13 protein-coding genes are annotated in these 15,255 nt (G+C 35.6%); all 13 read left to right on the top strand.

Annotated elements, in window-relative coordinates; all coding sequences use genetic code 11:
- Positions 1 to 14: 14 nt before the first annotated feature.
- The 13 genes from ACZ2M0_RS07870 (at position 15) to thrS (ending at position 15,194) form a co-directional block, all read left to right on the top strand.
- Positions 15 to 335 carry a thioredoxin family protein gene (locus ACZ2M0_RS07870; protein ID WP_490059072.1) on the top strand — a complete coding sequence of 107 codons (321 nt, stop codon included), beginning with the start codon at positions 15 to 17 and terminating at the stop codon, positions 333 to 335.
- Positions 336 to 356: 21 nt separating this feature from the next.
- The gene (gene ytpR / locus ACZ2M0_RS07865) at positions 357 to 1,004 is read left to right on the top strand and encodes a YtpR family tRNA-binding protein (RefSeq protein ID WP_490059071.1); all 648 of its coding nucleotides are present in this window, start codon (positions 357 to 359) and stop codon (positions 1,002 to 1,004) included.
- A gap of 174 nt (positions 1,005 to 1,178) precedes the next feature.
- Positions 1,179 to 2,489 carry a UDP-N-acetylmuramate--L-alanine ligase gene (murC, locus tag ACZ2M0_RS07860; protein WP_490059070.1) on the top strand — a complete coding sequence of 437 codons (1,311 nt, stop codon included), beginning with the start codon at positions 1,179 to 1,181 and terminating at the stop codon, positions 2,487 to 2,489.
- A gap of 187 nt (positions 2,490 to 2,676) precedes the next feature.
- A complete protein-coding gene (locus tag ACZ2M0_RS07855) occupies positions 2,677 to 3,606 on the top strand; it encodes a sugar phosphate isomerase/epimerase family protein (protein ID WP_046332955.1) in 930 nt (309 codons plus the stop codon).
- Positions 3,607 to 3,645: 39 nt separating this feature from the next.
- Entirely contained in the window at positions 3,646 to 5,019 is a 1,374-nt protein-coding gene (locus tag ACZ2M0_RS07850; protein ID WP_490059069.1) for a PTS transporter subunit EIIC, read from the top strand.
- Between the two features lie 66 nt (positions 5,020 to 5,085).
- Complete coding sequence (locus ACZ2M0_RS07845; RefSeq protein ID WP_490059068.1) at positions 5,086 to 5,823, top strand: DeoR/GlpR family DNA-binding transcription regulator; 738 nt, start codon at positions 5,086 to 5,088, stop codon at positions 5,821 to 5,823.
- 254 nt (positions 5,824 to 6,077) lie between these two features.
- A complete protein-coding gene (gene polA / locus ACZ2M0_RS07840; protein ID WP_490059067.1) occupies positions 6,078 to 8,756 on the top strand; it encodes a DNA polymerase I in 2,679 nt (892 codons plus the stop codon).
- Between the two features lie 12 nt (positions 8,757 to 8,768).
- Complete coding sequence (gene mutM / locus ACZ2M0_RS07835; protein ID WP_490059066.1) at positions 8,769 to 9,599, top strand: DNA-formamidopyrimidine glycosylase; 831 nt, start codon at positions 8,769 to 8,771, stop codon at positions 9,597 to 9,599.
- On the top strand, positions 9,596 to 10,213 hold the full coding sequence (gene coaE / locus ACZ2M0_RS07830) for a dephospho-CoA kinase (protein WP_490059065.1): 618 nt from the start codon (positions 9,596 to 9,598) through the stop codon (positions 10,211 to 10,213). Before mutM ends, coaE begins: the two co-directional genes overlap by 4 nt.
- Positions 10,200 to 10,667 carry a transcriptional regulator NrdR gene (gene nrdR / locus ACZ2M0_RS07825; protein ID WP_187154992.1) on the top strand — a complete coding sequence of 156 codons (468 nt, stop codon included), beginning with the start codon at positions 10,200 to 10,202 and terminating at the stop codon, positions 10,665 to 10,667. The genes coaE and nrdR overlap by 14 nt, the downstream gene beginning before the upstream one ends.
- Positions 10,668 to 10,669: 2 nt before the next feature.
- Positions 10,670 to 12,031 carry a DnaD domain protein gene (locus tag ACZ2M0_RS07820; protein ID WP_490059064.1) on the top strand — a complete coding sequence of 454 codons (1,362 nt, stop codon included), beginning with the start codon at positions 10,670 to 10,672 and terminating at the stop codon, positions 12,029 to 12,031.
- A gap of 9 nt (positions 12,032 to 12,040) precedes the next feature.
- Complete coding sequence (gene dnaI, locus ACZ2M0_RS07815) at positions 12,041 to 12,940, top strand: primosomal protein DnaI (RefSeq protein ID WP_490059063.1); 900 nt, start codon at positions 12,041 to 12,043, stop codon at positions 12,938 to 12,940.
- A 319-nt stretch (positions 12,941 to 13,259) separates the two neighbouring features.
- Positions 13,260 to 15,194, top strand: a complete 1,935-nt coding sequence (thrS, locus tag ACZ2M0_RS07810; protein WP_490059062.1) for a threonine--tRNA ligase — start codon at positions 13,260 to 13,262, stop codon at positions 15,192 to 15,194.
- Positions 15,195 to 15,255: the final 61 nt, after the last annotated feature.

The following is a 15,255-nucleotide window of genomic DNA, read 5'->3' as shown; positions in this document are numbered from 1 at the left end:
GAGGTTTTTTCAAAATGGAACAAATAAAAGAATTGAATAAAGATAAATTTGACTCGATTACCCAAAATGGACGAGTAGTTTTAGAATTTTCAGCAGGCTGGTGCCCAGACTGTCGCTTTTTAGACCCCTTCATGCCAGAAATCGAAAAAGATTTTGCCGATAGCAAGTTTTATCAGATTGATCGTGATGGTTCTATTGACTTAGCTAAGGAAATGAATATTATGGGTATTCCTTCCTTTGTGGTCTACCAAGATGGTCAAGAAATTGGTAGACTAGTTAATAAGGATCGTAAAACTAAAGATGAAGTTGAAAGCTTTTTACGGTCACTTGACTAAGTGAAAGAGGATTATTGATTCATGATTACTAGTATTAATAAAAGAAGTTATCCTAATACCTTGATTGTAATTTTAGGTCAAGACATGGGTAAAAGTGCATATGATGAAAAAGGTGATGTTACACGCATTACTGATGAAAAGGGTAATGTTACCGGTTATAACTTTTTTAACGTTGATCAATTAATTGACTACGATAAATTGCCAGATGGACAAGTCAAGCTGTCAAATGATGATTTAACTGCTTTAAATGAAAAACTGGCTGAAGTTGGTTTTACTGATAAACTTGCTTATGGCAAGCCAACACTTGTATATGGCTATGTCAAAAGCTGTGAGAAGCATCCCGATTCTGATCATTTGCATGTTACCCAAGTTGATGTGGGTAATGGCGAAGAACATCAAATTGTCTGTGGTGCACCTAACATTGCACAGGGACAAAAAGTGGTTGTTGCTTTACCAGGAACTTTGATGCCTAATGGTCAAGTAATTTGGCCAGGTCAACTGCGTCACGTGGATTCCTATGGCATGATTTGTTCAGCACGTGAATTGGGTTTAGCCCATGCACCGCAAAAGCGCGGAATTATGGTAGTTCCTAATGAATTTACTGTTGGGGAGGCTTTTGATCCCGAAAAGTGCGATGAACTTTTAGCAAGCGGTCAGATTACTTTATAAAAGCAAGGACTTTATCAAGCTTTGGTAAGGTCTTTTTTGTTACCAAAAATGTCAATTGCAGTAGTAGTTTTCTCATCATACTGCTAAAATTTGATTGCAGCTCTTTGATGATCTGCTTTTTTGACACAGTAATGGTAAAATAAAATGCAATAATAAAATTTTGGAGTTCAGTAAATGTTAGATAAAAATAAGCAAATTTGGTTTATCGGAATTAAAGGAACTGGCATGGCTTCTTTAGCTTTAGTATTAAATGATTTAGGCTTTAATGTAGCTGGCAGCGATATTAAAAAATATACTTTTACCCAAGAACCGCTAAAAAAAGCTGGTATTGAAGTTAGAGAATTTAGTGCGAATAATATTAAAGACTCAGGACAAATTATCGTTAAAGGAAATGCGTTTAAAGATGACAACGTAGAAGTAAAAACTTGTGAAAATAAGAACATTACCTGGCAAAGTTACCCTGATACAGTCGAAGAAATTATCAAAATGCATACAAGCATTGGTGTTTCGGGAACTCATGGTAAAACTTCTACTACAGGCCTTTTAGCCCATGTATTGGGTGAAGCTGCACCCACTTCCTATTTAATAGGTGACGGTGAGGGCAAGGGTGTTAAGGATTCTCGTTTCTTTGTCTATGAAGCAGATGAATATCGGCGTCATTTCTTAGCCTATCATCCAGATTATCAAATTATGACCAACATTGATTTTGATCATCCGGATTATTTTAAGGATCAGGCTGATTATACTTCAGCTTTTCAAACTGCAGCAGATCGGACTAAAAAAGGACTATTTGTGTGGGGTGGTAATGAAAGATTGAGAGACTTGCATTCTGATATTCCTAAATATACTTATGGTTTTGAAGATAATGATGATTTTCAAGCAGTCAATATTAAAAGAACAACTAAAGGTTCAAGCTTCACGGTCGTAAATCATGGTAAAAATATTGGTGAATTTCAAATACATCTTTTTGGTGATCACAATATTTTAAATACCACAGCTGTGATTGCTGTTGCCTATACCGAAAAAATTCCTGTGGCAGATATTAAAAAAGGACTGCTTACATATCAAGGTGCAAAACGTCGTTTTTCTGAAAAAGATTTCGGTGATATTAACATTATTGATGATTATGCTCATCATCCAACTGAAATGAAAGCAACAATTCAGGCTGCACGACAAAAGTTCCCACAAAAGAAATTAGTTGTCGTCTTCCAGCCACATACTTTTTCCAGAACGAAGAAATATGCGCAAGATTTTGAAAAAATATTGCGTGATGTAGACAAGGCCTATGTTACCCCGATTTATGCTTCAGCAAGAGAGGCCAATGGAGATATTTCAAGTAGTGATTTAGTTGCTAAAATCCCTGGTTCTAAAGTGATAGATCTTGATAACATTGCAGATCTTGCTCAAAATCGCAATAGTGTGATCGTCTTTATGGGAGCTGGCGACATTCAGAAATATGAAGATGCTTTAGAAAAGTTACTGTAATTTAACTTTATAGCTTTACTAGAACCCTAGTAAGGCTATTTTTTTGCGCAAAATTTATGATTTTTTGTGAAAAATAATGAAATATAATTAAATAAAATGAAAAATAATGATTGATAAATGAAATAAAATGAAATATAATAAAAATGTAAACGATAACAAGTGAAAAGAGGACGAATTGATGAAAGAAATAAAAACTGCAACAAGGTTAAATGCTTACTTGCCACATTATGACAATAAGATTGATAAGGTTTTTGGTGAACTGAAAAAAGTTGGAATTAATTATGTAGATATTAATTTCCCTCAACAGACTATTGGGATTCCGGCACGAGACATGAAGAAAATGTTAGACGAAAACGGTTTGCGTCCTAACGGAATGGAAATGAGATTTGAAGGTCATTATCTTAACGGTGATCTCGGGAATTTAAACGATAAGATCTATCAGGATGCAATTGAAATGTGTAAGCAGGCAGTGGATTATTGCCGAGAGATTGGCGGTTCAATGATTAATATCTGGAGTGCTCATGATGGTTTTGACTACAGCTTTCAAATTGATTATTTAAAAGTTTGGCATAGAATTGTCAAAGCCTGTCAAGAAATCGCAGATTATGCGCCTGATATTAAATTTAGTATTGAATATAAACCTTATGAGCCCCGTGCCTATGCTTTTGTGGACAGCATGGGAACTTTGGGAATGATTCTAAAAGATATCAACCGTAAAAACTTTGGCGTTCTTTTGGATTATTGTCACATGCTAATGAAACATGAAAACCCAGCTATGGGATCTGAAATTTTTGCCAGTCGTGGCGAGCTATTTGGGGTTCATATTAATGACGGCTATGGTGTCCATGATGACGGTTTAATGGTCGGTACCGTTACTCCATTTAAAACCTTAGAATTTCTCTATTATATGAAAAAATATCATTTTGATGGCATGTACTATTTTGACACAGCTCCAGTAATCGAAGATCCTAGTCAAGAAACTAGTAAAAATATCGAAATGTTGAAATACTTTTTAAATCTGCTTGACCGCGTGGGCATGGAAAAAATAGACAAAGTGATTAATGAAAATGATGCAATTAAAGCAAGAGATCTATTGTTAGATTTTATAAAAAAATAACTATTTTAATTTAAAAATTGTTTTTTTGGAGGCAAAAAAATGGATTACAGAGAAACTGCACGAGGTATTTTGGCTGCCATTGGGGGACCAAGTAATATTTCTAATATGACACATTGTGCAACCAGGTTACGATTAAATTTAAAAAATGAAAATATTGATGATGCCAAAGTGAAGGCAGTAGATGGTGTAATTAATGTTTCAAAGGGTGGTGGACAATATCAGGTATTAATTGGTCTTGAAGTACCGAAAGTTTTTGATGAATTTGAAAAGCTTGTCAATGGAAGTACTGATAATGAAGTTAGTACGCAAATCAAAGCTCATGGGTTTAAAGGATATGTCAATGCCTTATTTGCGGCAATTGCAGGTATTTTTTCACCACTGCTTCCAGCCCTTGCAGGATCGGGAATTTTATATGGCTTACTTTTGTTTTGCAGCCAAATAGGATGGATCAGTCAGAAAAGTGGTACTTTTGTCATCTTGACTGCTGCTTCAAAAGCCGTATTTTATTTTTTGCCAATTCTGTTAGCTTTTTCGGCTGCGCGAAGATTTAAAGTTAGCCCTTACATTGCTGCACTAATTGCTGGCGCACTTTTATATCCAGATTTCATTCAATTAATGGGTACCCATGGAAATGGTGCAATGACTTCATTCTTGGGTATTCCAGTTGTTTTAATGAATTACAATTCAACAGTAGTTCCAATTTTAATTTCTATCTGGGCTTATTCATATTTGTATAAGTGGTTAGATAAACACGTCAGCAAAGATTTGGAGCTTGTGGTTGTGCCACTTGTTTGTCTTTTAGTTATGGTGCCTCTGACTGTAATTGTTATTGGTCCACTCGGTGTATATGGTGGTCAATTTGTTGCAGATGTAGTTAATTGGTTAATTAAAAACGTACCACTGCTTGCTGGAGTAGTCGTTGGTGGTGGATGGAGTTTCCTGGTATCTTTTGGAATTCACTGGGCTGTAAATCCAATAATGATTAATAACATTGCTACACAAGGCTTTGATTTTATTTGTCCATTAACCTTTGCCTGCAATTTTGGTGTTATTGGAGCTGCTATAGGAGTTTGGTTTAAAACGCGAAATAAAGAGCTAAAGAGCTTTTCTTTAACTGGAGTAATAACAATTTGCCTTTCTGCAATAATAGAACCAACATTATTTGGTTTACTGGTAAAGAACAGAAAAATATGGGCAGCACAAATGATTGCTGGTGCCGTTGGCGGTGCTTATCTAGGACTAACAAAGGTATTTACAAACGCATTCGTTTTTGGCTCAGTAACCACTTTTCCGGCTTTTGTAGCTAAAAACAGCAATAACTTCTTAAATGCAATGATAGGATTGGGGATTTCTGTAATTGTCGGAATCATTCTTGGTTTTATTGTTACCAAAAAAGATGAGCGTCTTGCTTAAAATAGAGTTAGATGGGGTATAATTAAGGAAGCAAAACACTTATGCATATAAGGAGAAAAGAACAAATTGCTTCCGATCGAAAGACAAAATCAAATCTTAAAAATTTTAGAAAACAAAAATTTGAGCAAACTGGATGAACTTCATAAACAAATACCCAATGTATCTATTTCAACATTAAGAAGAGATATCAAAACGTTAGAAGATGAAGGTAAAATTGAATATTTATTTGGCGGGGCTGTCAGGCTAAGTGACGGTTCCGGAGAAGTTGAATTCACTAAAAAGGAACATAAGTATCAAAAAGAGAAAAAACAAATTGCTGCTTTAGCTGCCCAAGAGATTCATGATAGCAATGCAATATATGTGGATTCAGGTACAACATGTACTCTGCTGCTTGATAAAATAAAAAATAAACGGATCACAATTTATACTACGAATACACAAGTATGCCATATTGTTGGTAATTTTAAGGCTGAAATAGTTTTAATAGGTGGCAATTATAACGGAGTCACTTCTTCACTTACTGGCGCGTTAACTAACGATTTACTATCCAGACTCCGTTTTGATAAAGCATTTTTTGGAATGAATGGTGTTGACATTAATAATGGATACACAACACCACAATTTGATGAAGCAATAAAGAAGCAACTGATCGCAAAAAGAACTTCACAATCTTTTATATTAGCTGATTCTAGCAAATTTGGCGTATCTTCAAATGTTCAGGCACTAGAGTTAAAAGATGCGATCCTAATTTCTAATGATAATGACTCTCAAATTGCTAAAGAAACAAAGATTATTTGTCCGTAACTAAAACATAAAAGTTAATTAAGATTATATTTAGTAGAAACATCAAACCTAACAGAAGTTTGATGTTTTTGTTTAAAGAAAGTTCGAGTAATCCTATACAAAAAGCATAATAAGCTAAAACTAAGTAATTAATCTAAAGAAGACAAATGGTATTTAACCTGTTTGTTATAAAAACAGTATTGTGCAAGATCCGTGCAAAAACTGTTAAAATGGTAGTTGAATAAAGAAACTTGGTTTAATTGTAAGGAGATCTAATGGCTGATAAAAAATTACTTTTAATTGATGGTAATTCAGTTGCCTTTCGTGCTTTTTATGCACTATATCGCCAACTTGAAAATTTCAGAAATCCTGAAGGATTGCATACTAACGCCATTTACACATTTAAAAATATGCTTGATGTCGTCTTAAACGATGTCGAGCCTGACTATGCTTTGGTTGCTTTTGATGCAGGAAAAACTACCTTTAGAAATAAGATGTATGCTGACTATAAAGGCGGCAGACAAAAGACCCCGTCAGAATTATCTGAACAACTGCCATACATCCAGGAGCTTTTGCATGACTTAGGCTTGTCCACATACGAACTTGATAACTATGAAGCAGATGATATCATTGGCACTTTTGTCACTGAAGGAGAAAACGCGGGCTTTAAAATTACTGTGGTCACAGGAGACAAAGATTTAACCCAACTAGCTTCACCTCAAACAACAGTTATGGTTACTAAATCTGGCGTTCTTAATTTAGAGTCATATACACCACAGCACATGAAAGAAGTTAACGGTGTTACTCCAACTGAATTTATTGATATGAAAGCATTAATGGGTGATAATTCTGATAATTACCCTGGTGTAACTAAAATAGGACCCAAAAAGGCTTCACAACTTATCCAAGAGTATGGTTCTGTAGAAAATCTTTATGATCATATAGGTGAAATGAAACCTTCTAAAATGAAGGAAAATTTGATTAATGATAAAGATAAGGCTCTTTTAGGCAAAAAATTGGCCACAATTGATCGTCATGCTCCTTTAACCATTGGAATTGATGATGTTAAAAGGAATCCTATTGACTATCAGAAATTGCGTAGATTTTATGAAAAGATGAATTTCCGTAAATTTTTGAGTGAACTAAATTCGGATGGAGAAAGTCAACCACAAGATCAGTCTGAAAAGGCAAATGCTAAAGTTGTTGACTTTACTGAGCTTAAAGAAAATGATATCAATAATTTTGCTGTTACTGGTGGACAAACTATTACTTTTTATTTAGGGATGCTTGGTGCTAACTATCATTTAGCCGAGTTTGTTGGCTTTGCTTTAAAAATTGATCAGAAAATATATGTTAGCCGCAACGTTGAGCTCTTGAAGGAAAATAAACTTAAGAACTTACTTGAGAGTGATAAAATTTCTAAAAATGTGTTTGACCTAAAACGGACAACTGTAGGTTTGAATCGATTGGGCATTCAGGCCCGCAGCATTGATTATGATATGCTACTTGCTTCATATTTAATCAATAACGAAAATAATTCGGATGATATGGGCGAGATATGCCGGATGTACGGTGATAATTCAGTTAAAAGCGATTATGATGTATACGGCAAAGGTAAAAGCGTCCATATTCCAGAGGACGATCAGGTGTTGTTTAACCATTTGGCCGGCAAAATAGCTGCAATCGAGAACTTAAAAGATACTCTGCTAGCTAAACTAAAAGAGCACGAGCAGGATGATCTTTATGCTAACATTGAAATACCGGTTGCAAGAGTTTTATCTGTCATGGAAATTAATGGTATCAAAGTCCAAGCTGATACTTTAACGCAGCTGCAAGATGAGTTTGCTGTTGACCTTAAAAAAATGGAACAACAAATTTATGATGAGGCCGGTGAAGAATTTAATATTAATTCACCTAAACAATTAGGTCATATTTTGTTTGAAAAGATGGGCTTGAAGCCAATTAAAAAGACCAAGACTGGCTATTCAACTTCTGTTGATGTTTTAAACCAGTTAAAGGATGAGAATCCTATTATTGAACAAATCTTGACTTACCGACAGATTGCTAAAATCCAATCTACCTATGTCAATGGCTTGCTAGATGTTATCCAAAAAGATGGTCGGGTTCACACCAGGTATTTACAAACCTTGACCGCTACTGGTCGCTTGTCCTCAGTTGACCCTAACTTACAAAATATCCCTACCAGAACGGAAGAAGGAAAGCAAATTAGAAAAGCTTTTGTGCCTAGTGAACCAGACGGTTATATTTTCTCATGTGATTATTCTCAAATTGAATTGCGAGTCTTGGCACAAGTTTCCGGTGATGAACAGATGCAGGAAGCTTTCAGAACAGGTTATGACATCCACGCTCATACTGCAATGCGCATTTTTCATCTCAAATCAACCGATGAAGTGACTCCGTTAATGCGGCGCAGAGCTAAAGCTGTTAATTTCGGTATAGTTTATGGCATTTCTGATTATGGCCTATCTAAAAACCTTAATATTAGCCGTAAAAAAGCTAAGGAATTTATTGATAATTACTTTGAGCAATATCCGCAAATTAAAGATTATATGGATAAAGCAGTACAAGTAGCCCGTGAAAAAGGTTATGCCGAAACAATTATGCATAGAAGACGTTATTTGCCTGATATTCATGCCAAAAATTATAACGTCCGTTCATTTGCCGAAAGAACAGCCATTAATTCGCCAATTCAAGGTTCTGCTGCAGATATTATCAAGATTGCGATGATCAACATGCAGAAAAAGTTGGATGAATTGCATTTAAAGACTAAAATGGTGGTTCAGGTGCATGATGAATTGATTTTTGATGTACCAAAGGATGAATTAGAAACAATTAAAAAAATTGTACCGGAAGTTATGCAATCCGCTGTGAGACTTGATATACCTCTTGTAGCTGACTCTGGATATGGTCATAACTGGTTCGATGCTAAGTAAGGAGTAATTTTAATGCCCGAAATGCCGGAAGTTGAAACAGTCAGGCGGACTCTTCTTCCTCTTATCAAAGGGAAAACAATCAAAGAAGTAACTGTATGGTATCCTAAAATAATAACTGGCGATGCAAAAGAATTTGCCAGACAATTGGCAGGTAAGAAAATAGTAACAATTGATCGTTATGCTAAATATTTGCTTATTCGTCTCAGTGACAATTTAACCATTGTGTCGCATTTACGCATGGAAGGTAAATATCGTTTAGTCAAAATAAATACAAAAAAGGATAAACACGACCACGTGCAGATCATTTTTAGCGATAATTCTGCTTTGCGCTACAATGATGTGCGTAAGTTCGGGCGCATGCAGCTGATTAAAACGGGAACCGAAAAAGAAAAAACTGGTATTGGCAAATTAGGTGCTGAACCCAACTCAGCAGCTTTTACTGTTTCTTATTTACAAACTGGTTTAGCCCGCAAAAAGAAAAATATTAAAAACACACTTCTTGACCAATCTATTGTTGCAGGCCTGGGCAATATCTATGTTGATGAGGTTTTGTGGGAAACAAAAATTCACCCGTTAAGTCAAGCCAATACCATTCCGACAAAAAAAGTGGCACAATTGCACGATAATATTAATTCGTTAATAGAATTGGCAATTGCTGAAAGAGGTACTACGGTTCATACTTACCTGGATGCAAACGGTAAGACAGGTGGTTTTCAAAAAATGTTGCAGGTTTATGGTCATAAAGGTGAGCCATGTGTACGGTGTGGTACGCCTCTTGAGAAAATTAAAGTAAATGGACGAGGTACGACATTTTGTCCTAAGTGTCAGGTGATTTATAAATGACAAAAATTTTAGGCTTAACCGGTGGAATAGCCAGTGGTAAAAGCACTGCGGATGTTTTTTTTAGAGAAAAACAAATACCGGTTATAGACTGCGATCAAATTGCTCACGATATCTTAAATAATGGCGAAAAAGGTTATGAACTAGTATTAAAGCAGTTTGGAAAGAGCATACTTAAGTCGGACCAAACTATTAATCGTTCAGCGTTAGGACAGATAGTTTTTGATGATGAAAAACAGCTTAAGACCTTAAATAGAATTACCCATCCGTTGATTTTTCAAGAAATACAGGCTAAAATTGCGCTAAACAACCCGAGCAAAAATTCTTTGGTTGTTGTGGATGCACCAGTTTTGTTTGAAGCAAATGGTCAAAAATATTGCGACTTTACCTTATTAATTGCAATACCTGAATCTCTGCAAATGAAGCGGTTAATGTTAAGGGATAATTTAAGTAAAGGTGCTGCTTTGAAGCGCATTCGTAGTCAGATGCCCTTGTCCCAGAAAGAGAAATTAGCTGATTTTGTGATTAATAATACTGGTACAAAGCAAGATCTGAAATCCAAATTAGAACAGTTGCTTCTTGAAATAAAAGGGGAGGACTTATATGGAATGTCCTAATTGTCATAAAAATGCATCAAAAGTCATTGATTCACGTCCAAGTGATGAAAATCGCGCAATTAGACGTCGGCGTGAATGCGAAAACTGCGGCTTTCGTTTTACCACGTTTGAACGAGTTGAAACTACTCCTTTACTAGTGATTAAGAATGACGGTACTCGTGAACCTTTTAATCGTAAAAAAATTTTGCATGGCGTGATGGCAGCTGGTCAAAAGCGGCCAATATCAAGTACACAATTTGAAGAACTAGTTGACCATGTAGAAAACAAAATTAGACAACAGGGGATTAGCGAGATTTCTTCGAAAAAGATTGGTCAACTGGTAATGGATGAGCTGGCAAAAATTGATGATGTTGCCTATATTCGTTTTGCTTCCATCTATCGTGAATTTAAAGACATGTCCAGCTTTATGAAAACAATGGAAGATATGATTGCAAAAAGGGAAAAGGGTAATTAATTATGTTTGAGACAAATGATCCCAAACAGCCGTTTTTCATTACCAATCGGGTGGATATTTTTCCTAAAGATTTGCGCATATTAATTAAACTGTATCAACCGCTAATTAGCTCCCTTGCTTTGGCAGTCTATTTAAGTTTGAATGAAGATTATAATGCACAGGCAATGCTTTCTGATGCTAAGGGAATCTATACTCTTCAAGAACAGACAGATTGTGATATAAAAAAATTATTTGGTGCGTTGCATAAGCTTGAAGCTGTTGGTTTGATTCAAACGAAACTGCTTGACAACCAAATTATGGGTCATGTTTTGTGTTTCGACCTTAAAAATGTTCCGTCAAGCAGTGAATTTTTTTCAACTTCTCTTTTAGCAAGTTTGTTAAAAGAAAAAGTTGGTATAACAGCTTTTAATAAATTAAGTCACGAGTTTGCCAGAGAGACTAAACAAAATCGGAGTGAATTAAGTGGCATCAAGGAAGCACCCAATATTTCTGCTTCCTTTATGGATGTTTTCCATTTATCCGATCAAGAAGCAATAGATCCTTCAATTGAGGTTAAGGAAGCAGCTCGAGAGAATAATTATTCTGCAAGCGATTATGCTACTGTCAATGATCAAGATAAGATTGACTGGGATTTTATGAAACAGCAATTTGAAATTTATCAAATAGCTGGTAGCGAAATTGATCAGAACAAAGAGGCTATTCGGGCAGTTATGCGCATATATGGGCTTTCAGAACAAGAATTTGTTGACGAGGCAATACCTTGCTTGCATGGTGACTATCATTTAAATATGAGGGAAATCAAGCAAACTATTGCTAACAGCATTCATGGTAGCGATACTCGCAGGCATTTGCAAAACAAGGCTAAAATACCTGACAAATTTGATAATAATGGCCAATTAAATCAGGAAGAACAAAAATTATTGCAAAAAGCTCAGACTGATACTCCAGCACAGTTTTTATATCATTTAAAAACTGAGAAAAACGATTATGTTGATGCTAGTGAATATCACGTGTTGGATAGCCTATATAACGATAAGGGAATATCAGCGGAATTACTTAATATTCTGACATATGCTTGTTTAAAAAGTGGCCCCAATATTTCATTTCGTTTAGCAAATAAAATTTTGCATGATTGGTTGCAGCACGGTGTTAAATCTGGTAGTGAGGCCTTGGATTACATGGACAAAAGAAAAAAGGCACAAGAACAAAGGCAAAGCAAGCGGTATAACCGGTTCGCTCCCAGAAAAACAGTTGAAAAGGGCACTGATTGGAACAAACAAAAGCCAAAAGTAAAATCTGATGTCTCAAGTGTGGAGTTAAAAGAATTTTTCAAGAATTTTGAAGACAAAAATGGCATGAAGTAGGTGAAATAAATGCAACCCATTAAAAAATTTATGGTTAAAGGACAAACAGCTAAAGCAGAAGACGAGAGTACCGCTAAAATTAAGCAAAAAGTTTTGGCTGAGCCGAAAGTGCAACAATTTATCAGTCAGCACCGAGCACAACTTAATGACAGTATAATTGATAAAAGTTTAGCTAGTCTCTATGAATTTTATCTGAGTCAACATAAAAAAGATCCTGTAACCAAAGGATATTATCCAGATTTGATAATGAATAAAAATGCCATTAGTCTTAAATTTGTTCCTGAAGACAGTAAACTGATTCATGACCAGGAAATTAATATTAAAAAGCACTTGCGTTTAATTAACTTACCCGAAGGTTTGCATGATGTGCGCTTAAGTCAAATTGAAATGACACCAGAAAGAGCCGAGGTAATGACTGCTATTCAGCGTTTTTTATATCAATATTCTCAAGATATCCACCAAAAGGGTCTTTATTTATCCGGTAATTTTGGCATTGGTAAAACTCATATTTTAGCAGGACTGGCAAATCAAGTAGCTGCGATGGAAAAATATGTTGTTTTTCTGCACGTTCCAACATTCATTGCCAGTTTGTCCAGTCATTTTAATGACAATAGTTTACAAACTGAAGTACAAAAAATTGCTAGTTCTGACTTGTTAATACTGGATGATATAGGTGCAGAAAATTTAAGTCAATGGTCGCGAGACGAGGTCTTAGCAGTAATTTTGCAGGCACGAATGGACAATATTTTGCCAACCTTTTTCTCATCTAACTTTGCTATGAATGATTTGGAAGACCATTTCAAGGAAACTAAAAGTTCAATTGAACCAGTAAAAGCTGCTAGAATAATGGAAAGAATACATTCTTTAGCAACGGAAATAGTAATTTCTGGACCTAATCGGCGTCACTAAGCTATAAAAGATGCAGAATAATTTAATTTTTTAATGAAAATATACTTGCATTAAAAATTTATTGGGTTATAATTAACTCCAATGAATGAACATGTTGCAAGACGGTTCAGAGAGAAAAGCGTTATTCTGAAAGCTTTCATTAGTATTTGCAATCCACTCATTCATACCTAAATTTTGATAATGGGTTAGATTCCGTTAACAATCTATAACGAGATAGTTCAATATTTTGAACTAAATTTTGGGTGGAACCACGTTAATTAACGTCCCGGTGCTTAATTGCACTGGGATTTTTTATTTTATTTAATTTTTGGAGGAAAAAATGAGTTTTTCGATTACTTTGCCTGATGGCTCAAAAAAAGATTTTACTGAAGCTGTTTCAATATCTGATTTAGCACATGGTATTGGTACATCTTTAGGAAAAGCAGCTCTTGGTGCAAAAGTAAATGGTCAAATTGTTGCTTTAGATCACAAGTTGAATAAAAATGCAGAAGTTGCAATTATTACTGACAGAGATGAAGAGGGTTTAGCAATTCTGCGTGATACAGTTGCATTTGTTCTTGAAGCTGTTGCTAAGAAAGCCTATCCTGAGATTCATTTTGGTGAACATGGAACTGACGACGAAGGTTTTTACGTTGATACTGATAAAGAAAATCAAATAAAAGTCAATGAATTACCAGACTTGGAAAAAGCAATCAAAAAAGCAATTAAAGCAGGAGAAAAGATTGAATCCAACTTAATGTCTAAAGACGAGCTTTCTGATCTTTTTAAGGATGATCCTTATAAGAGTGAAATGCTTAAAGCTGAAAAAGGTGACCAAGTTCAAGTATACAAACTGGGAGACTTTATCGACTTTGGCTTTAACGCATTACTGCCTAACACAGGTAAAATTAAGCAATTTAAATTATTGTCGGTTGCCGGTGCCTACTGGAAAGGTCAGTCTTCTAACCCGATGCTCCAAAGAATTTCCGGTACGGCCTTCTTTAAAAAAGCAGATTTAGACGCAGACATTAAACGGCGTGAAGAAATTAAAGAACGTGATCACAGAACAATTGGTCGTGATCTTGATTTATTCTTTGTTGATCCCAAAGTTGGTGCAGGTTTACCTTACTGGATGCCAAAAGGTGCCACAATTCGCCGCGTTGTTGAACGATACATTATCGACAAGGAAGTCGCTGACGGATACCAACACGTTTATACCCCAGTTTTAATGAACGTTGATGCTTATAAGACTTCTGGACATTGGGCACACTATCGTGATGACATGTTCCCACCAATGGATATGGGTGACGGGGAAATGCTTGAATTGCGGCCAATGAATTGTCCGTCCCACATTCAAATTTACAAGCATCATATTCGCTCATACCGCGAGCTCCCAATTCGAATTGCCGAATTGGGCATGATGCACAGATATGAAAAATCTGGTGCTCTGTCAGGACTGCAACGTGTACGAGAAATGACTTTAAATGACGGTCATACATTTGTGACTTTAGATCAAGTTCAAAGTGAATTCTCAAAAATCTTGACTCTAATTTTAGATGTTTACAAAGACTTTGACATCACTGATTACTACTTCAGACTTTCCTATCGTGATCCAAAGAATACCAAAAAGTATTTTGCAAATGATGAAATGTGGGAAAGAAGTCAGTCAATGCTGAAAAAGGCAATGGACGACATGGGACTTGACTATGTTGAAGCTGAAGGTGAAGCTGCTTTTTACGGCCCTAAACTTGATATTCAAACTAAGACTGCTTTAGGTGCAGATGAAACAATGTCCACAATTCAACTAGACTTCATGCTGCCTGAAAGATTTAACTTAACCTATGTTGGTCAAGATGGCGAAGAACACCGACCAGTTATGATTCACCGCGGAATTGTTGGTACTATGGAGCGTTTTATTGCTTATCTGATTGAGATTTACAAGGGTGCCTTTCCAACTTGGCTGGCTCCAGTTCAGGTAGAAATAATTCCAATAAATTTGGATGCCCATTCAGATTACGCCAAAAAAGTTCGCGATGAACTTAATAAACGTGGTTTTAGAGCTGAGGCAGATCTGCGTAATGAAAAATTAGGTTACAAGATTCGTGAGTCGCAAACACAAAAAGTACCATATACTCTTGTTTTAGGTGACAAGGAATTAAAAGAGAACGGTGTCAATGTCCGCCGCTATGGCACTGAAGAAGAAGTAGCCAAGAGCTTTGATGAATTTATCAGTGAAATTAAGCAGGATGTTAAATCATATTCACGTGAAAAATAATCGAGTAAAAAATAGTAAAGATAAGTTTAATTTAATAGATTGCAGGAATAATTTGATAACT

Source organism: Lactobacillus sp. VURO6/B1 (VP7), assembly GCF_058139575.1.
This window is presented reverse-complemented; position numbering and strand designations above follow the sequence as displayed.